The 17,554-nt window shown below is 58.4% G+C and carries 19 protein-coding genes; 2 read left to right on the forward strand and 17 right to left on the reverse strand.

Going from position 1 to position 17,554, the window contains the following annotated elements; all coding sequences use genetic code 11:
• Position 1: 1 nt before the first annotated feature.
• The 16 genes from ACSAMW_RS20475 to ACSAMW_RS20550 form a co-directional block, all read right to left on the reverse strand.
• A complete protein-coding gene (locus ACSAMW_RS20475) occupies positions 2-1,288 on the reverse strand; it encodes an MFS transporter (protein ID WP_500591821.1) in 1,287 nt (428 codons plus the stop codon).
• A 45-nt stretch (positions 1,289-1,333) separates the two neighbouring features.
• A complete protein-coding gene (locus ACSAMW_RS20480) occupies positions 1,334-2,302 on the reverse strand; it encodes a 50S ribosomal protein L11 methyltransferase (RefSeq protein ID WP_500591822.1) in 969 nt (322 codons plus the stop codon).
• Between the two features lie 36 nt (positions 2,303-2,338).
• Positions 2,339-2,635, reverse strand: a complete 297-nt coding sequence (locus ACSAMW_RS20485) for a Rieske 2Fe-2S domain-containing protein (protein ID WP_500591823.1) — start codon at positions 2,633-2,635, stop codon at positions 2,339-2,341.
• Positions 2,616-4,013, reverse strand: a complete 1,398-nt coding sequence (locus ACSAMW_RS20490) for an iron-containing redox enzyme family protein (protein WP_500591824.1) — start codon at positions 4,011-4,013, stop codon at positions 2,616-2,618. Before ACSAMW_RS20490 ends, ACSAMW_RS20485 begins: the two co-directional genes overlap by 20 nt.
• A 337-nt stretch (positions 4,014-4,350) precedes the next feature.
• On the reverse strand, positions 4,351-4,734 hold the full coding sequence (locus ACSAMW_RS20495) for an Ada metal-binding domain-containing protein (protein WP_500591825.1): 384 nt from the start codon (positions 4,732-4,734) through the stop codon (positions 4,351-4,353).
• Positions 4,635-5,720: a bifunctional DNA-binding transcriptional regulator/O6-methylguanine-DNA methyltransferase Ada gene (ada, locus tag ACSAMW_RS20500; protein ID WP_500591826.1), complete on the reverse strand. Its 1,086-nt coding sequence runs from the start codon at positions 5,718-5,720 to the stop codon at positions 4,635-4,637. Before ada ends, ACSAMW_RS20495 begins: the two co-directional genes overlap by 100 nt.
• Positions 5,721-5,902: 182 nt before the next feature.
• Positions 5,903-6,583 carry a DNA-3-methyladenine glycosylase family protein gene (locus ACSAMW_RS20505; RefSeq protein WP_500591827.1) on the reverse strand — a complete coding sequence of 227 codons (681 nt, stop codon included), beginning with the start codon at positions 6,581-6,583 and terminating at the stop codon, positions 5,903-5,905.
• Positions 6,570-7,286, reverse strand: a complete 717-nt coding sequence (locus ACSAMW_RS20510; RefSeq protein WP_500591828.1) for a 2OG-Fe(II) oxygenase — start codon at positions 7,284-7,286, stop codon at positions 6,570-6,572. The genes ACSAMW_RS20505 and ACSAMW_RS20510 overlap by 14 nt, the downstream gene beginning before the upstream one ends.
• Before the next feature lie 110 nt (positions 7,287-7,396).
• Positions 7,397-8,785, reverse strand: a complete 1,389-nt coding sequence (locus ACSAMW_RS20515; RefSeq protein ID WP_500591829.1) for an MFS transporter — start codon at positions 8,783-8,785, stop codon at positions 7,397-7,399.
• Between the two features lie 61 nt (positions 8,786-8,846).
• Positions 8,847-9,896, reverse strand: coding sequence for a Gfo/Idh/MocA family protein (locus ACSAMW_RS20520; protein WP_500591830.1), 1,050 nt, complete (start codon positions 9,894-9,896; stop codon positions 8,847-8,849).
• Between the two features lie 52 nt (positions 9,897-9,948).
• Entirely contained in the window at positions 9,949-10,386 is a 438-nt protein-coding gene (gene aroQ, locus ACSAMW_RS20525) for a type II 3-dehydroquinate dehydratase (protein WP_500591831.1), read from the reverse strand.
• Between the two features lie 8 nt (positions 10,387-10,394).
• A complete protein-coding gene (gene aroE, locus ACSAMW_RS20530) occupies positions 10,395-11,213 on the reverse strand; it encodes a shikimate dehydrogenase (protein ID WP_500591832.1) in 819 nt (272 codons plus the stop codon).
• The gene (locus tag ACSAMW_RS20535; RefSeq protein WP_500591833.1) at positions 11,210-12,442 is read right to left on the reverse strand and encodes a CaiB/BaiF CoA transferase family protein; all 1,233 of its coding nucleotides are present in this window, start codon (positions 12,440-12,442) and stop codon (positions 11,210-11,212) included. Before ACSAMW_RS20535 ends, aroE begins: the two co-directional genes overlap by 4 nt.
• The gene (locus tag ACSAMW_RS20540) at positions 12,439-12,897 is read right to left on the reverse strand and encodes a MaoC family dehydratase (RefSeq protein WP_500591834.1); all 459 of its coding nucleotides are present in this window, start codon (positions 12,895-12,897) and stop codon (positions 12,439-12,441) included. Before ACSAMW_RS20540 ends, ACSAMW_RS20535 begins: the two co-directional genes overlap by 4 nt.
• A gap of 16 nt (positions 12,898-12,913) precedes the next feature.
• Positions 12,914-13,309, reverse strand: a complete 396-nt coding sequence (locus ACSAMW_RS20545) for a VOC family protein (RefSeq protein ID WP_500591835.1) — start codon at positions 13,307-13,309, stop codon at positions 12,914-12,916.
• A complete protein-coding gene (locus ACSAMW_RS20550) occupies positions 13,306-14,265 on the reverse strand; it encodes a ketopantoate reductase family protein (RefSeq protein ID WP_500591836.1) in 960 nt (319 codons plus the stop codon). Before ACSAMW_RS20550 ends, ACSAMW_RS20545 begins: the two co-directional genes overlap by 4 nt.
• A gap of 93 nt (positions 14,266-14,358) precedes the next feature.
• Between ACSAMW_RS20550 and ACSAMW_RS20555 the strand changes: the two genes are divergently transcribed.
• Positions 14,359-15,267 carry a LysR family transcriptional regulator gene (locus tag ACSAMW_RS20555; RefSeq protein ID WP_500591837.1) on the forward strand — a complete coding sequence of 303 codons (909 nt, stop codon included), beginning with the start codon at positions 14,359-14,361 and terminating at the stop codon, positions 15,265-15,267.
• Positions 15,268-15,340: 73 nt separating this feature from the next.
• The gene (locus ACSAMW_RS20560) at positions 15,341-16,066 is read left to right on the forward strand and encodes a haloacid dehalogenase type II (RefSeq protein ID WP_500591838.1); all 726 of its coding nucleotides are present in this window, start codon (positions 15,341-15,343) and stop codon (positions 16,064-16,066) included.
• Between the two features lie 69 nt (positions 16,067-16,135).
• Here ACSAMW_RS20560 and ACSAMW_RS20565 read toward each other — a convergent pair whose 3' ends face one another.
• Complete coding sequence (locus ACSAMW_RS20565) at positions 16,136-17,374, reverse strand: ribonucleotide-diphosphate reductase subunit beta (RefSeq protein WP_168081737.1); 1,239 nt, start codon at positions 17,372-17,374, stop codon at positions 16,136-16,138.
• Positions 17,375-17,554: the final 180 nt, after the last annotated feature.

The following is a 17,554-nucleotide window of genomic DNA, read 5'->3' on the forward strand; positions in this document are numbered from 1 at the left end:
GTCAACTGTTGCTCAGATCGGCCTGTAGAGCCGTATTTGGCGTACGAAGGTCGGCTAAAATGCCGCGCCGCAGCAGCGGCACCAGGCACAGTGCCGCACCAGCGCCCCCGACCCATAATGTCCACTCAAGGCCTGCATACCGGATGATCAGCGAGGTCATTACGCTGCCCAGCGGAATGGCGCCCCAAATCATGAAGCGTTGGACCGAATTCACGCGGCCCAGCATCGACAAGGGCGTCTGGGTTTGACGCAGGGTCAGCGACGTGGGACCAAATACCCCTTCGCCCATACCATGGAGCACACTGGCAGCGATCAACCCAGGCACGGACCCTGACGCACCACACACTGCAATCAGAAACAGCCCCAGCACCGATGTCAGCGCCGACGCCACCAGCGTGCGTGCTATACCCAAATGGTTAAGAACCTTGGAGGAGATGAGGTTGGCGATGGGAAAGCCTGCAGCCGTGGCCCCTATCACCAAGCCGATAGTAGTAGGCGTCAGCTTTAGGATATCCTTGCAAAACAGTACCAGGCTGGTTTCGATGGCCGTTAGAAACAGTACATACACGGCACCGCAGAGAAACACGGGCTGCAGCTTGGGATGGGCAAACACAAAAGTGAGCCCTGCCTTGATGTCAGCCAGAATGGTCGTTTTGGCCCGAGCCGGTTCGGAGTGCTCCCTTATCTGCTCATCCGTACGAATCGCCTGTGCGGTGAGCGCGGAAATCAGAAAAGATGCGCCATTGATCAGAATGGCCAGCGCCGGCCCAAACATAGCAATCACAGGGCCTGCCAAGGCAGGGCCGATAATGCGCGCAACCGATTCTGAGAAGAAGAGTTTCGCGTTACCTTTTTGTAGCTCCGTAGCACCCGAGTAGATCTCAGGCAACAGCGAGTTGTAAGCCACCTGGAAGAACACCGACGCAATACCGGCTACAAACACCAGCGCCATCAATGCTGGGAAACCCATCAAGCCCTTGAGCGCCAAGAGGGCAATGGCCGAATAGACAAGCATTTGCACAACATCGGCCAACACCATGGCCTTGCGCTTGTGAAGCCTGTCCACCAGCGCCCCTGCAGGCAGCCCGATCAGCAGAAAAGGCACGAACATCACAAACGGCAATAGCACGGCTTGCGCGGCCGAAGCGCCTATGACTTGAACCGCGAACAGCGGCAGGCCTATGACCAGGAACTGATTGCCCAGCAGGCTCATGGACTGGCCTGACCACAACAGGTTGAAGTTTCTGTAGGCAACGCGTGATGAAGGCGCGGAAGCGGCTGGGTCCATTGTATAAACTCCTGTTAAATAAAGAACGCCCACGGCATGGATGTTTCAACTGGCGATGTTGGCCAGGAAGTTGGGTGTAAGAAGGCTTCCAAAGGCCACACCGGAACGGCTCATGGAGAGTGTTACGTTGTAGCCGTGGCCTTCACGAACATAGGTAGGCGTGTCGAACAGCTGGACCGCCTGCATCCAGTGCGAACGAATGTTCACTGGCGCATTTGAAAGGCAATGGTCGTCCTTGAGATAAAGATCAAACCAGAACACCACACCATGTGCCAAAGCGTTGGCATTGGCTGAAAAACTCAGTTCGGCAACCTGGTCGAACGAGTAAGTGCCCTGGAATTTTGCTTCATAGAAGGCTACTGGATGGCTGACGAGCCGATGGGGCCAGGTTTGCAGGCGTACAGGGAAGTAACCTGGGGTCTTGAATGCGTTGAAGGCGCTGACATCAAGCCCGAAAACATCATCATAAATATAATTGAGGTTCGCAACGTCCTGGCTGGATAGCAAGCAAGCATGCAATGTTACAGCGCTTGGGATAACCGCTGCGTGCGTGCTTAGCAGTTCCTCCTGCGCATGCTGAAGGGCGTGACCGAACCCCTCGCCAAAAAAGCCACAGTCAACCGTCTCGGAAATCATCAAGTCAATGCCCTTAGGAATATCGACGCCGGACACCAGGTCTGTTGATAATTTATTGATTACGGTAATACGCGACTCAAGGCCGTTCACTCGAATGATTTCAGCCGCTTTTGCGGCAACGTGGGGGTTGGACTCACAGGTGTACACGTGGTGGGCGCCCCGTTGCGCAATCAGCATCGCCAACAACCCTGAACCAGTGCCTATGTCCAGTACAGTCTTTCCTGCAAAATCGGTAGCCTGGATAGCATCAAAAAACGCTTGGTTACGTTCGCGGTCATTGAGCATCGCAAAGTGCCAACGAGGAATGTCTGAAAGGTGCCCATTGGGTACGGTTGGAGTGAGGGTATCAAACGCAGGTACGCTATTAACGTTTAGCATTTTGAAGCTCCGATAAGTTGGGCTTACATACAGGTTTTAGCTGTTATGGATAACGCGCTCGAAGTCACTGAGGCCAACCCATACCGTACTGTCACTCTCGATGAACGGAAGATTTATGTAGCGAATATTGCACTTCTTTGTGGTTTTTCCATGCCAGGGGCAAACGATGGAGTGCTCGCCTTCCAGCCCATGTGTCAATGGCCCGCCACGGTGCAGGCAAGTCATGTCTTTAAACTTGAGATTGCCCGATTGGTCTCGCACCATTTGTATGTATTTGTCAGACGTTTTAATAATGGTCGAGCCCGGCTGGTGATCAAATCGAATAATTTGCATATTTGCGATAATCCCCAATAGAAAGAATTCGATATTTGCAGAACTCTGAAAGAACAAGGGCACCGTGTAGCCTGTTTTTGGCAATCACGACACATTCGCCGGGGCCAAGATCGCTGAAACAGTCCGGGCCATGACAGAAGCGCAGTAGGCCTTCATCGACAATGCAAAATTCATCACCGTCATGAACATGCGGTACGGAAAGCTCATTGAAAGGCTCGTTCAGGTGCGCGACAGGAATATTTTCTATGTCTGCTAGAACGGCTTCCTTGATGTCATGAGCGAGTTTACGGTAGCGCGGGCGGTTGTCCATCCAAGTTATTTGTGCACAGAGGTCCTTTTCCATAATGGCTTGTAGCTTGCAGGACATTTCTATCCCTTTTACGAACTCAGGATAGACACTAGGGCCAAAACGTTCCGCCAAGGGAAGCAATATTTCGTTCAACGTCATTGAGCCGTGATAGCCATCAATGTGCACATGCTCGGTGTAATAGCGTACATCAGCGTTGGCGAAATATTTCTCTATAAGTTTCTTTACCCTTCCACAATAGGGGCCAAACGCGTTTTCAGCATAGGTGATTGCCCCTACATACTCGAAGAACCGTTCCGGGCTCCTGGTAAGCAGGTGGAAGTAGTTGTTGTTCAACAGAGAGCTGTTGAGATAGAAATTCCAATAGGCGTGAGAATGATCCAGCATGCCCAGCGAGGCGAGGGTCTTTTTAAACAGCGTGCTGTGTTTTGCGGCATGCTTGCCATAGCCGAACTCGTCTAGCAATACACGGAAAATAGCGGATTGGGCTTCGCCATAATCGCCCTTTGCAAATCGCGCCATATGGGACGATTCGGGAAGAAAGTCCACGGCGTGCTGCATCAGCAGCAAACGGACCATCAGTGCCGGAGAGGCAGATTCTTCGATCAGATCAATGGAGTCGGCAGGGGAACCAGGCAGAGGCTCTAGCTTGTTTGCCAAGTAAACTTTGAACAGTTCGCTGTTCCATTCCCCGCCCACCTTGACTTCTTGTTGCAGGGAGCCAAGCACCTGTTCTTCCAACAGCGGTATCAGTGTGGCTGCCAACGCTCGCAATTCGTTGCTGTAAACTTGTTTGAGCTCCGAAACAATGTTTTCTGATGTAGCCGGGAGATAAAGAAAGTCTTGTTCGTACAGTGCTGTCAGTGTTCGGTTCATGGTAAAGGCAGCGTAATCAAGCAAGGTGTCCTGATTGATCCGGGAAAAGCGAGTGTATTTGAACGCCTGCGGGCGTAATGGTCGTTTCCACACACTTTTAGCTTCAACCCACGATTCCCCATCGCGGTATATTTCAAATGCCTTGAGCTGCGCCATTACCGCATCGATTTGATCTTCCACTAAATCCCTATCCATCCCGCTACTCCTCTGATGTATTGCTGAGAACAAGCCTCAAGTAAACAATCAACTGTTTTCAGATATGTACGAGCTTTCAGAAGTGTTGGCCTTGATGTGGGATCCAGACGGCGCCAATGGAATTAACCTATTTCTTAAGCCAGACGGGGAAACTCCGTTTCTTGCTCTGTAATTTTTATTACAGGTAAAGCTCCTGAGAACGCATTCCAGGCCGCGTTATCGTCTGGCACGAATTGGACTTACTCTCCCTATATAAATGCTAATATAAAAAGCAAAACACGCCCGTGGCGGTTAGCCTAGGGCGTGTGTGAATGTAAGAAACCTTAGTTGCTGGAGGTCAGCTATCCAGAAGGTGCTTTTCTTTCCATTGAAGGTACATACTCCTCATACAGCGTGCGCAGGGGCGAAAACCCGCGGATTGTGCATCGCGTTCGTTCTTGAAAAATACTCGATTCTTTACGTAACCACCTTGGCCTAAAGCTCGCAATGCAGCCGGGCAATCCAGTCGGCCATAGATCTTCCCCTTTAAATGCCCTCCTAGAATGCCCGGCGTGGCGCTCCAGAAGGCGGCTCCATCGGCCCCTAAAAGCTTCCACTGTTTCATCGGCTTTGTGCCTCGAATCATGCATGGCTCTTTTCCTGCTCCAGCAACTTGCGCTTGCGTTCGATACCCCAGCGGTAACCGGACAGGGAGCCGTCGCTGCGCACCACTCGATGGCATGGAATAGCAACCGCCAGTTTGTTTGCCCCACAGGCATTGGCCACAGCACGTACCGCTTTAGGCATGCCAATGCGCGCAGCGATTTCGGTGTAGGTCACGGTTGCCCCTACGGGTATGTCCCGCAGTGCCTGCCATACCCGCTCCTGGAATACGGTACCGCGAATATCCAGTGGCAAGGCCAGGCCAATACCGGGCGACTCTACGAACCCGACCACCTGGGCCACCCGCTGCTCGAAGTCAGGGTCATTACCAATCAGGTTAGCGTTAGGAAACTGGTCCTGGAAGCGTTCGACAAGTTGATTGGGGTCGTCTCCCAAGGTGATGGCGCATATGCCGCGTGCGCTTTCAGCCACTAGGATTGCACCGAGTGCGCTGGCACCTACGGCAAATTTGATGTCCAGCTCTGCACCGCCTGCTCGGTATTCGGTGGGCTTCATCCCCAGCATTTTTTTGGACGCTTCATAGAAGCGGCTGTTGGAGTTGTAGCCAGCATCGTAGAGTGCCTGCGTGATGGTGTCGCATTGAGACAACCGGTCCCTTACCCGCGACCGTAGTGAGGCGCTGCCATAGCCTTTGGGCGTGAGCCCAGTGATCTTTTTGAAAATGCGGTGAAAATGGAAAGTGCTCATGCCGACCTGCTCTGCAAGCCCGTTTAGATTCGGGACGGCTTCAGACAGGTCAATCAGGCGGCAGGCGTCGGCCACCACTTGGGCATGTTTGGCTTCCACTTTGTCTTGGGTCCGATCCGCGCGTTTGGAGGGCCGATAACCTGCAGCTTCTGCCTGAGAGGCCGTATCAAAAAAGACCACGTTTTCCGGGCGAGGCAGTTTGGTGGGGCTACAGGGCGTGCAATACACCCCGGTCGTGATCACGCCATACACGAACTCGACACCTGCCCGTGCCTTGCGATCAAGCAGCATCTGCCACCTGGGATCGTCTTCGGTGCTGTGCCGTACAGTGGCTGAGGCGTACTTGATACTGTCCATGGGGGCGCCTTTTTTGGGTTAGGCTATGTACGAAAAGCCCTGACACTCGGTGATGCTGCGTTGAAAACAGCTTCGGAATGCTCATTTACAACCAGTAAACTCCGCTTCCTCAGCTGTTTTCGCCTTGCCTGACCTTCGCGTCAGAACATTTCGTACACAGCCTAGGTACAAAGCTACCGGCATCAATGCGCTGAGCCACTCCGGGTCTTGCTTTCATATTCTTGAAAGTCCAATGGCTCGAAACCCACAGGCACCCGCCACAGGTACCAGGCACCCAACGTTCTATAGGGTGCCAGGGCATGCCCCCACCGTTTCAGCTGTGTTGCGCCTGGCCGCTCGGCCAGCCCATACAGCCGGCGAAAGCCCTCGCGTACGCCAAAGTCACTCGCGGGAAACACATCCAGTTTACCCAAGCCATAGATCAGCATCATCTCAACCGTCCATTGGCCCACACCGGGCAACGCCACCAGTGTTTGTATCAGCGCGTCTTCGCTCATGGCCAGTGCCTGGTGCACATCGGGCACTCGTTCTTCCAGGCGCGCCAGCGCGATAGCTTTGATGGCCTTGCATTTGGCCGTGGAAAATCCACAGCTCGCCAGTGCCGGTTGCTCAAGGGCTACCAGTTGGGCAGGGGTTGGAAACACCTGGCCTGGAAACAGCTCACGAAGCCGACGCAGCATCGCGTCTCCTGCACGCGCATGGAGTTGCTGGTAGGCCACGGCTTTTACCAGCGACTTGAAAGGGTCGTGCGGTTCGATCAACGGGTGGAGGCAGGGGCCCACCTGGTTTACCAACGTTTGCCAGTTAGGATCTATAGTGCTCAAAGCCTTCATGGCTTGGGCAATAGGCTCATTGTGCGTCATGAAAGATGATTCCAAGGCTGAAGCGGTTGCCGTCGCGCACGTCGCTGACCCCGTGGCGGGTATAGACCGAGTAATAGCCCTTGGTGCCTTTTACTGGGCGCCGGTTGACTGAAAATATCAACGCGTCCCCTGCCGCCAGCGGCAGTACAGTTGCGCGCGATTGCATGCGAGGGCGTTGCTCGGTGATCACAAATTCGCCCCCGGCAAAGTCTGAGCCCGGCTGCGAGAGCAGCACAACCATCTGCATTGGGAAGGCTACATCGCCGTAAAGGTCCCGGTGTAAGCAGTTATAGTCGCCCGCAGTATAGCGAAGCAGCAAAGGCGTAGGCTTGTGCTGGCCAGCGGTGGCGCATTCAGCGATAAATGTGTCTAGCAGAGGAGGGTAGTGTTCAGGTATCCCCAGCCTGGCGTTCCAGGCATTGGCCAAGGGGGCGAGGCGTGGGTACACCTGCGCGCGTAGCGTGGCAATCAGGTCCGGCAGCGGGTAGGCAAAATACTTGTACGTTCCCGAGCCAAACCCGTACCTGGCCATGTGTATGCACGCTCGAAAGGTGGCGTCATGCTCATAGCCGCCAGCAAGCTGGTCACAGACCTGGGGTGTCAGCAACCCTTGGATCAAGGTATAGCCTTTGGCATCCAGGCCCGCCAGGTGTTCATCCCAGGGGAGGGCGGCAAGGCGTTCCTCCAACGCAGCATCAGGCATGTCAGGCACCCTTGTATGAAGTGCATGAAGCCTAGCGGTAGTTGGCGGTCGAACCTTCCCGTTTATTGCTATTTAAATGCGTGCCACCCCCCGGCGGTGGCAGCGATGGTTTATTTGCCGCTTGCCAGCGCTGCGCGTGCGGTGTCGTAAAGGTCTTTGGGCAGGGCGTGTGCGCCCGGTTCGCCCAGCTGTTCCAACGGCACACGGTAGGTTTCCGGTGCCAGGTAGGCTGCCAGCGCAGCCATGCAGGTGACGGCGAAGGTCAGGGTGCCAATCACCATCGGTACGTTGTTGGTACCCGGAGGCGCCACCAGGGTGAACAGCGCCGGCAGCATGGCCGTAAGGAAGGTGCCCAGGTTCTGGGCAATGGCCATGGCCGATACCCGGTAGCGTGTCTTGAACAGTTCTGGGTAGAAGCTGGGGAAGATGGCGTTGTAGCCCTGGTACACCACGCCCCACATCAACAGCGACATGACAAAGGCCAGGGGCAGGTTATGCAGGCTGATGGCGTACAGGTAACCGTAGGACAGCAAGCCAGAGCTCAAGGCACCCCCGATGATGAGCGGCCGGCGGCCTATCTTGTCTGACAGGTTGCCCACAAAGGGAATGGTAACAACGGCTACGATATTGCCGATGACCGGAATCCACAGGTACACGCTTTTATCGAAGCCTATGCCGTAGGCCGGCTGTACCGCGTAAACAGCCCCAAATACCGTGGCAACCACGGGAATCACGTTCATGAAGGCCACGAACACCACCAGTATCATGCGCTTCCAGCTGTATTTGAACGCTTCAGTGATGGGGGACTGCGCCGTGGCCTGGCTGGCATCGGCCTCGGCGAATGCCGGGGTTTCGTGTACACCCCGGCGAATGAAATAACCGGCGATCAGCACCAGCGCACTGAGCAGAAACGGAATGCGCCAGCCCCAACTGTTGAAGTCTTCAGGGGCCATGAAATAGGCCAGCGGCAGGAAGATAGCCGCTGCCAGCACCTGGCCGAATTGCACACCCTGCAAGGTAAAGCTGGCGTAGTAGCCACGGCGGCCAAACGGTGCATGCTCAAGAATCATCGAACTGGCCCCTGAGATTTCGCCGGCCACGGCAAAGCCTTGGATCAGGCGCATCACCACCAGCAGGATAGGCGCCAGAATGCCCACCTGATGGTAGGTAGGCAGCAAGCCGACGCCCATGGTGGCGATGCCCATCAGGAACATGCACAGCAGTAGCAGGTTCTTTCGCCCACGGGTATCACCCCAGTGGCCAAGGAAGAACGCGCCCACGGGCCTTGCCAGGTAGCCCACGCCATACGTAGCCAAGGAGGCAACGATGGCGATCTTCGGGTCGGTGGAGGGGAAGAACAGTTGCGGGAAAATCAGTGCGGCGGCTTGTGCGTAGATGAAGAAGTCGTAGTACTCCAATGCCGAACCGATCCAGCCGCTGGCGGTGGCCTTGCGGGATTGAGAGGACATTTGTGGCTTGCCAGTTAACGGGTTGCCCATGGGGCACCTCCTTTATTGTTGTTATTGAACGCGCTGCCTGCCGGTGTGCCTGGTTGTTGCTTCAGTGGGTGATGTCCACCATTCGGCCTGTCCGGGCGGCCTGTACGATGGCTTCGGTGACCAGCAGGTTGGCCAAGCCATCCTGCACGGTGACCAGCGGGTCGGCTTCGCCCCGTATCACGGCACCGAAATGGACCATCTGCCGGGCGAGCGGGTCTGCTCGGGTCATCTCTACTACGCCGGTTTCAAAGGGTTTCCACCAGGAGCGGTCATTCTCCGTGGGGTACGTGTTCAGGCGCAGCGTCGGTACGCTCAGGCTCCCGTGTGTGCCGGCAACCACATAGCAGTCCTCGTCCGGGTAACTGGCGTAGGCCGGGTTTTCCTGGGAGGTCTGCTCCCAGCTGCGCGGGCTGGCGGCAGTGTCCGACAGCAGAAAAGTGCCTAGCACACCATTGGCGAAGCGCAGGTTGATGGCGACGGTGTCTTCCACGGGAAAGCGGCGTACTGCGTGAGAGGCAAAGGCCTGAACCGCGGTGATGTCGCCACACAGCATGCGCAGGTTGTGTACCTCGTGGATCATGTTCAGCAGGATTGGCCCTGCACCGGGTTCCTTGCGCCAAGGGGCATCGCTGAAATAGTGGTCCGGTTTAACGAACAGGGCGCTGCCCATTACGGTCACCAAACGGCCCAAGGTCCCCTTGGCAATCACTTCGCGCGCCTTGGCCATGATCGGGCTGTGGGCGCGGTGGTGGCCTACCAGGATGCGTGCGTGGCTGCGCTGCGCCGCTTCGGCCAGTGCCCGGGCTTCGGCCACCGTTGGGGCCACCGGCTTCTCCAGCAGCATGGGAATGCCGGCATGGATGCACAGCTGTGCATGGGGGACGTGAAACTGATTGGGCGTTGCCAGCACGATGCCGTCAGGCCGGCCCAGGGCCAGCAGCTGCTCCAGCGACTCATACAGCGGTACACCCGCCTGCTGCGCCAGGGCCTGGGCAGCCGGTGAAGGGTCGACCACGGCGGCCAGCTCGCACGTACTGCTGTGCTCCAGCACCTGCATATGGGCCTGGCCGATATAGCCGGCGCCAGCAACGGCAATGCGTGTCTTGGTCATAAGGGGCTCCGTTATTGTGATTATTCAAAGGGAGCCTGACTGAGCGTGCGGTTCAGCCGCGTACCGCGCTGACTACGGCTCGCAGGCCCAACAGGTAGCTGTCCACCCCAAAACCTGCGATCTGCCCACGCACGATCTCGGCGAATACCGAATGGTGACGAAAGCCTTCGCGGGCATGGATATTGGACATGTGCAGCTCCACCACAGGCACGGTCAAGATGGCAAGCGCGTCGCGAATGCCATAGCTGTAGTGGGTCCAGGCACCGGCGTTGATCAGCACGCCGTCTACGCCGTCCTGGTAGCCCTGGTGGATACGGTCGACGATCAGCCCTTCGCAGTTGCTCTGGAAGCTGTCGATGTTCACATCCAGCTCCTCCCCCAGCGCCTTCAGCCGGGCGTCGATCTCGCTCAGGGTAATGGTGCCGTACTGCACCGGGTCACGCTTACCAAACAGGTTGTGGTTAATACCGTGCAGCATCAGAACGTTCATAGGGCTACTCACGTCAAGGGCACCGTCAGGCGGTCGATCACCGGGCGGGTATCAGGGCGCACACCGCGCCACCAGTAAAAGGCTTCGGCGGCCTGTTCCACCAGCATGCCCACGCCGTCGGCCAGGTGTGCCGAGCCGTGCTCACGCGCCAAGCTCAGAAAGGGCGTAAGGCCTTTGCCATAGGCCAGTTCGTAGGCCAATGCGGCATGGCTGAACACGCTGCCAGGCACAGGGGGACGTTGGCCCGTCAGGCTGGCGGACGTGGCATTGATCACCAGGTCGAAGCTGTCCCCATCCAGTGCCGTGTAGGGCCGCACCGTCAGGCGTGGGTGGTTGATTTCCTGGGCCAGTGCGTGTGCCTTGGGCAGGTCGCGGTTGACCATCACCAGCTCGGCCGGCCCAGCCGCTAGAAACGGCAACAGCGCCCCACGCACGGCGCCGCCGGCCCCCAGCAATAACACCCGCTTACCGTTTAAGGGGGTGCCCAGGTTGTGCTGGATATCGCGCATCAAGCCGATGCCGTCGAAGTTGTCGGCCAGCACCTGGTCGCCCTCGAACTTCAATGCGTTAGCGGCCTTGGCCAGGCGGGCCCGTTCGCTGGGGTGGTTGGCCAAGGCAAAGGCCTGCAATTTGAACGGGGCCGTTACGTTCATGCCGAGCCCACCTGAGGTGCGAAAGCGTGAGACATCCATAGCGAAGTGCTCCAATGACCCCTCGATGGCCCCGTAGTGAATGTCCTGCCCGGCGCCTTCGGCAAATAGCCCGTGGATCAGGGGCGACTTGGTGTGGCTGATGGGCCGGCCAATCACGGCATAGTGGTCAGTCATGGCTTGACCTCCTGGGTGTAGAGCACGCCATCGGCGACCAGGCGCGCAATTTCATCGGCACTCAGGCCCAGGCGCTGGGCCACTTGAACGTTATGCTCCCCCAGGTCGGGGGCTACTGAAGCAATGGTGGTATCGCAGTCGGAGAACCGGAAGGGCAGGTTGGGCAGGCGCAGCGTGCCGTAGCGCGGGTGCTGCTGCTCCTGGATCATCCCCCGGGCCTTGATCTGCGGGTCATTAATCACTTCGTCGATACGCTGCACCTTCGCACAGGGCACGTCGATGCCATCGAGCAGGTCCAGCAAGCGAGCGACCGGGTTACGCGCCACCCAGGCCTTGACCGTGGCCAGTATCTCCTCTCGGTGGGCATTGCGGCCCTTGAGGGTATGGAAGCGCGCATCGCTGCCTAATCCCGGCTGCTGAGCGTCCTGCTCTACAAGGGTTGCAAACCGTTTCCAGGCCTCATCCACCTGGGCAGCGATCACCAGGTCGCCGTCGGCGGCCCGGAATACGCCATACAACGTTGAAGTGGGCATGTCGTGCCCGGTCTGCTCCGGCAGAATCTCGCCGCCGGACAAGGTATGACACTGCACCGCATACTCGTGCATGGACACCAGTGTGTCGTACAGGGCCATGTCGATGTGCTGGCCCTTGCCGCTGGTCACACGCCCCAGCAGCGCGGCGTTGATGGCCGCCACCGCATGAATGCCGGTGTACATGTCGCCCAGCGAAATACGCAGCAGCGGGGGTGCCTCACCGGGTGTGCCCACCATCTGCATGATCCCGCTCTTGGCCTCGGCAATTAGCCCGAAGCCGGCACGGTGTGCATCCGGCCCGGTATGGCCGTAGGCCGAGATGGAGCAATACACCAGTTTCGGGTTGCGCGCGGCGAGTTCCTGATAACCCAGCCCCAATTTGTTCAACGCACCAGGGCGGTAGTTCTCAATGAACACATCGGCGCTGTCGCACAGCTGCTGCATAAAGGCTTTGCCGCGCGGGTCCTTCATGTTCACGCTGACGCCTTGCTTGCCCATGTTCAATTGCAGGAAATAGCCGCTCTGGTAGTCGTCCAGCACAAACGAGTGCTGACGGCCGGCATCTCCGCTGCCAGGGCGCTCCACTTTGATCACTTCCGCGCCCAGCCCCGCCAGGCAGCGGCCCACATAAGGGCCGGCCAGAAAGTGGCTGTAGTCGATTACCCGGATGCCTGTGAGGGGTAAGGGCTGGCTCATAGGGCGCCTCCTTTGCACGGCACCATCAGGCGGTGCTCACCCTGCTGTACCACCTCGCCTTTCTGGTTGATCAACTGGGAGGGCAGCACCACGATGCCCCAGCCGGGCTTGCTCTTACTCAGCCGCATGGTGCCTACGCGTAGGCTCACATGCAGCACGTCATCCACCCGGATCGGGAGCAGGAAGTCCCAGGTCCATCCCAAGGACATACCAGGCACGAAGCGGTACTCGCACTGCGTCTTGAGCCCGTCCGCGATGGCCAGCCCCATCAGCCCATGGGCGACCAGGCCGCCGAAATGGCTGGCGTTAGCGTAGGCCTCGTCCACATGGACCGGCGTATGGTCCCCGGTGAGGTCGGCATAGGCAAGGATACGTGCCTTGGTGACGTGGTACTGGGGGGTGATCGCGGTGTCGCCCTCGCGGGCGTCGTCGAAGTATTTTTCAAGCAGGGTCATGGTGGAGGCACTCTTCTTATTGGGGGGCACGTGCGTTAACCGCCAAGGCGTCGTGCACCGCCTGGGCTGGACACGCCTGAATGAATTCCACGGCCAGGCCATCGGGCAACTGCAGCCAGTTGGAGCCCTGGGGCATTTGCGTCACGCCCTCGAAGGCCCTTGCCGCCGCCAGGGACGCCTCCAGGTGCTCACACATGATGCCCAGGTGCCCAAGCCGGCCCTCGGGGCCTTCGAAATCGGGCTTGCTCATGAACTGCATACCGCCCAGCGTCCAGTATTGAACGGGAGCGTGTGCCGGCCCCTGTACTTCGCGCAGGGTCATGCCGAACACGTCATGGAAAAAACGGATGTGCCAGTGAATGTCACGCACCCAGATGGCCACGTGTTCCAGGTAGGCTTTGTGCACGCTCATAGGGTGGTCTCTTGTTGTTGTGTTTGGTGTTGATCGGCCATGGCGCGTTCGAGGCCTTTGATGCAGGCCACCAGCGTGGCGTTGACGGGCGTTGGCACTCCGTAGCGCTGGCCCAGGCGCACCACGGCGCCGTTGATGAAGTCGATTTCGGTGATCGAACCTTTCTGCAGGCTTTGCAGCATGGAGGTTTTGAAGGCGGCGGGCAGGCCTTCGCTTGCCAGCTGCCAGGCCGCTTCCGGCGTGTGCAGGCTCAGCCGTATACCGGCCGCCCTGGCCACGCTGATGGCTTCTGCAACCGCCAACAGGGCAATGTCCTGCAGCGCAGGCTCGCTGTAGAGCTGGCCATAGTTCAGCCGGGTAATGCCGGTGAGTGCGCCGGTAGCCACGTTCACCAGCAGCTTGTCCCACATGGTGCCCAGAATGTTATCGGTTGCCGTGGTGGCCAGGCCTGCACCGTTGAACGCGTCGACGACCGCCTGCACACGGGGTGTAAGGCGCCCGTCCAGTTCGCCAATAAACGTGTGCTTGCCCATCACGCCGCTGCACACCACGCCAGGTTCCGCCTGCACCCCCCCTACATAGGTTTTGCCCGCAATCACCTTGTCGCGGCCGACCACGCTGGCCAACACGTCTTCCTGGCCCAGGCCGTTCTGGAGCGACATCACTACAGTGTGCGGGCCGACAAGGGGGAGGGCACCTTCTATGGCGACCTGGGTGGCAAAGGACTTGACCAGTACTACCACCAGGTCCACGGGGCCGATGTCCTTGGCATCGGTGCTGACGCGCACATTCACAGTACGCCGGTGGGTATCTTCTTCGACGGTCAGGCCGTGGCGGCCTATGGCCTCAAGGTGGCGGCTGGGCCGGTTTAATAGCCATGTGGTATGCCCGGCTTCGCTCAGCCAGGCACCGAACGTACTACCCAACGCCCCAGCACCAAGAATGCAAATATTCACAATAGAGGCGGCTCCCGTTTTTGGGCTACCTTAGGCACCGGGCGTTCTTTGAGCTATACAATGAAACCAATAGGCCTATTGGGAAACGCAATAATGCGCAGCGTTGATGGGTTGCCAGACCCCAAACTGCTGATACTCTTCGATGTGCTGTACAGCACAGGCAGTGTCACCCGCGCTGCCGAGCACTTGGGGCAAAGCCAACCCACTATCAGCCTCTGGCTAGGCAAATTGCGCAAGCAACTGCGCGACCCGCTGTTCGTTCGCACGCCTACGGGAATGGCCCCTACACCCCAGGCAGATGCACTTATCACCCCTTGCCGCGAGGTGCTCGAATCCCTGCGCCGGCTGGTGGCTTGGGAGGTGGCTTTTGACCCGGCTACGGCGCAAAGGCGCTTCAACCTGTGCATCACCGATGCCAGCCACATCACGTTGCTGCCGCGCCTGCTTGCTCACCTTCGCACCGTAGCGCCAGGTATTCGGCTGGACATCTCGCGCATTGATGGCAATACCGAGCGCGCCTTGGAAGGCGGCGAGGCAGACCTGGCTATAGGGTTCGTACCTTGGCTGGGGGGTGGCATCTATCAGCAAGTGCTGTTCCCGCAGCGCTGGGTATGCCTGGTCAGCGCGCAGCACCCGCGTGTGACACATACACTGTCCAAGGCCTTGTACGAAGCCGAGGGCCACGTGCTGGTCAGTGCCGGTACGGGCCAGCGGTTGCTGGAAGCCGGGCTGGCACAGGCGGGGGTAAACCGGCGGATCGTGCTGGAACTGCCCGGCTTTCTCGGGTTAGGTGCAGTGATTCAAACGTCGGACCTTGTAGCAACCCTGCCGCGCCATATCGGGGATACCCTGGCGAGCACTTATGGCTTGCAGGTGTATGACTGCCCAGTGCCTGTAGAGGGGTTTACGGTGAAGCAGCACTGGCATGCCCGTTACCACCAGGACGCTGGCAACCGTTGGTTGCGAGGGGAGGTGGCGGCGTTGTTCAGTTACTTGACCTGAACGGTATGCCTGGCGCTGTGTCCGCATTAAGTAGGATCGCCAGGCACCTTCCGTTCACAATGAGGTATGCAGGATGACATCGAATTTCGAGGCTGTTGGCTTCCTGGGCTTTGACGTGTTCGGCACGGTGGTGGACTGGCGCACAAGTGTCGCTCGGGTGGCGGAACCATTCCTGAAACGCCATGGCCTGGAGATCGATCCTCTGGCGTTCGCCGATCGTTGGCGGTCGCTGTACCAGCCCTCCATGGAGCCTATACGGGCCGGGCGCCGGCCTTTCGTCACCCTGGACGTGTTGAACCGTGAAAGCCTAGACACTGTTCTGAGTGAACTGCACGCCGATATCAGCCGTATCCCGGCAAAGCAGCGCGATGAACTGAACAGGGCGTGGGAACAACTGAGCCCTTGGCCTGATGCCGTCGAAGGGCTAGCCAGGCTCAAACGTCGGTTCGCGATTGGCTCGTTGTCCAATGGCCATATCGCTGGAATGATGAACCTGGCTCGTCACGCAGGCTTGCCATGGGACATGATCGGTGGGGCGGAGCTTAGCCAGACCTACAAGCCCCAGGCACAAACTTACCTCAGAACCATTGCGGCCGCAGGCCTGCCCCCGGAACGTACGGCACTGGTCGCTGCACACAATGAGGATTTGAGAGCTGCACGTGCTGTTGGCATGCGTACCGTCTTTATTCGCAGGCCTTGCGAGCACGGCCCTGGCCAAATGAAAGACATTCATGCAGAAGAAACGTGGGATGTGGTGGCCGATTCTTTGATTGAGGCGGCTCAAGCGCTGGGTTGCTAGTTAGAGCTCCCCAGCCGCTTTTGTCAGGCAGGCACCTGGCATGCAATAGCAGGCGCCTGGTTTAACCGATCAATCCCAGCTCAGCGCCCCGCCGGTCTGGTACTCGATCACACGGGTTTCGAAGAAGTTTTTCTCTTTCTTCAAGTCCATGATCTCGCTCATCCAGGGGAACGGGTTGGTGGTGCCTGGGTATTCTTCCTTCAGGCCGATCTGCGACAGGCGACGGTTGGCGATGAACTTGAGGTAGTCCTCCATCATGGCCGCGTTCATGCCCAGCACGCCGCGTGGCATGGTGTCGCGCGCGTATTCGATTTCCAGTTGGGTGCCCTGGAGAATCATCTGGGTGGCTTCTTCCTTGAGCTCGGCATCCCACAGGTGCGGGTTTTCGATCTTGATCTGGTTGATCACATCAATGCCGAAGTTCAGGTGCATGGACTCATCGCGCAGGATGTACTGGAACTGCTCGGCTACGCCGGTCATCTTGTTGCGACGGCCCATCGAGAGGATCTGGGTGAAGCCGCAGTAGAAGAAGATGCCTTCGAGTACGCAGTAGTAGGCGATCAGGTTACGCAGCAGTTCCTTGTCCGTTTCCGGGGTGCCGGTGTCGAACTTGGGGTCGGAAATGGCGCGGGTGTATTTCAGGCCCCAGGCTGCCTTTTTGGCGACCGATGGGATCTCGTGGTACATGTTGAAGATCTCGCCTTCATCCATGCCCAGCGATTCGATGCAGTACTGGTAGGCGTGAGTGTGGATCGCCTCTTCGAAGGCTTGGCGCAGGATGTACTGGCGGCACTCGGGGTTGGTGATCAGGCGGTATACGGCCAGGGCCAGGTTGTTCGCAACCAGGGAGTCGGCGGTGGAGAAGAAGCCCAGGTTGCGCATCACGATGCGGCGCTCGTCGTCGGTCAGGCCTTCGGCGTTTTTCCACAGGGCGATGTCGGCGGTCATGTTGACCTCCTGGGGCATCCAGTGGTTGGCGCAGCCGTCCAGGTATTTCTGCCAGGCCCAATCGTACTTGAAGGGCACCAGCTGGTTGAGGTCGGCGCGGCAGTTAATCATGCGTTTTTCATCGACCTTCACACGGGCAGCGGAGCCTTCCAGCTCGGCCAGGCCTTCGGCGATGTCCAGGCTGTTGAGTGCTGCCTTGGCACGGGCCACCGCCGCGCTGTCATTGGCGCTCACTTCGCGGGCCTCGTGGGCGGCGGCATCACCGGCGCTGTCGAGTTTGTCCATGGCAACGGCTGCTGGGTTGCCATCGGCCTGTACAGCGGTATCGTCGTCTTTCTCGAATTCGTCCCAGCTCAGCATAGGGGAGTCGCTCCTGCTTGAAGCCGCACGCTGGCGGCCAGGTTGATGGGGGAAAAGCTGCTGCGCCGCGCCTATTGGCGCGATGCAAAAAATAGGGTTTGCCGCTTAGCCGTGTATAAGGCCAAAGGGGGTGCGGGGTACTGCCAACCCCTTCTTCGGGGACGAGAAAAGCCGCCAGTC

This window comes from Pseudomonas sp. AB39(2026) (assembly GCF_059831485.1).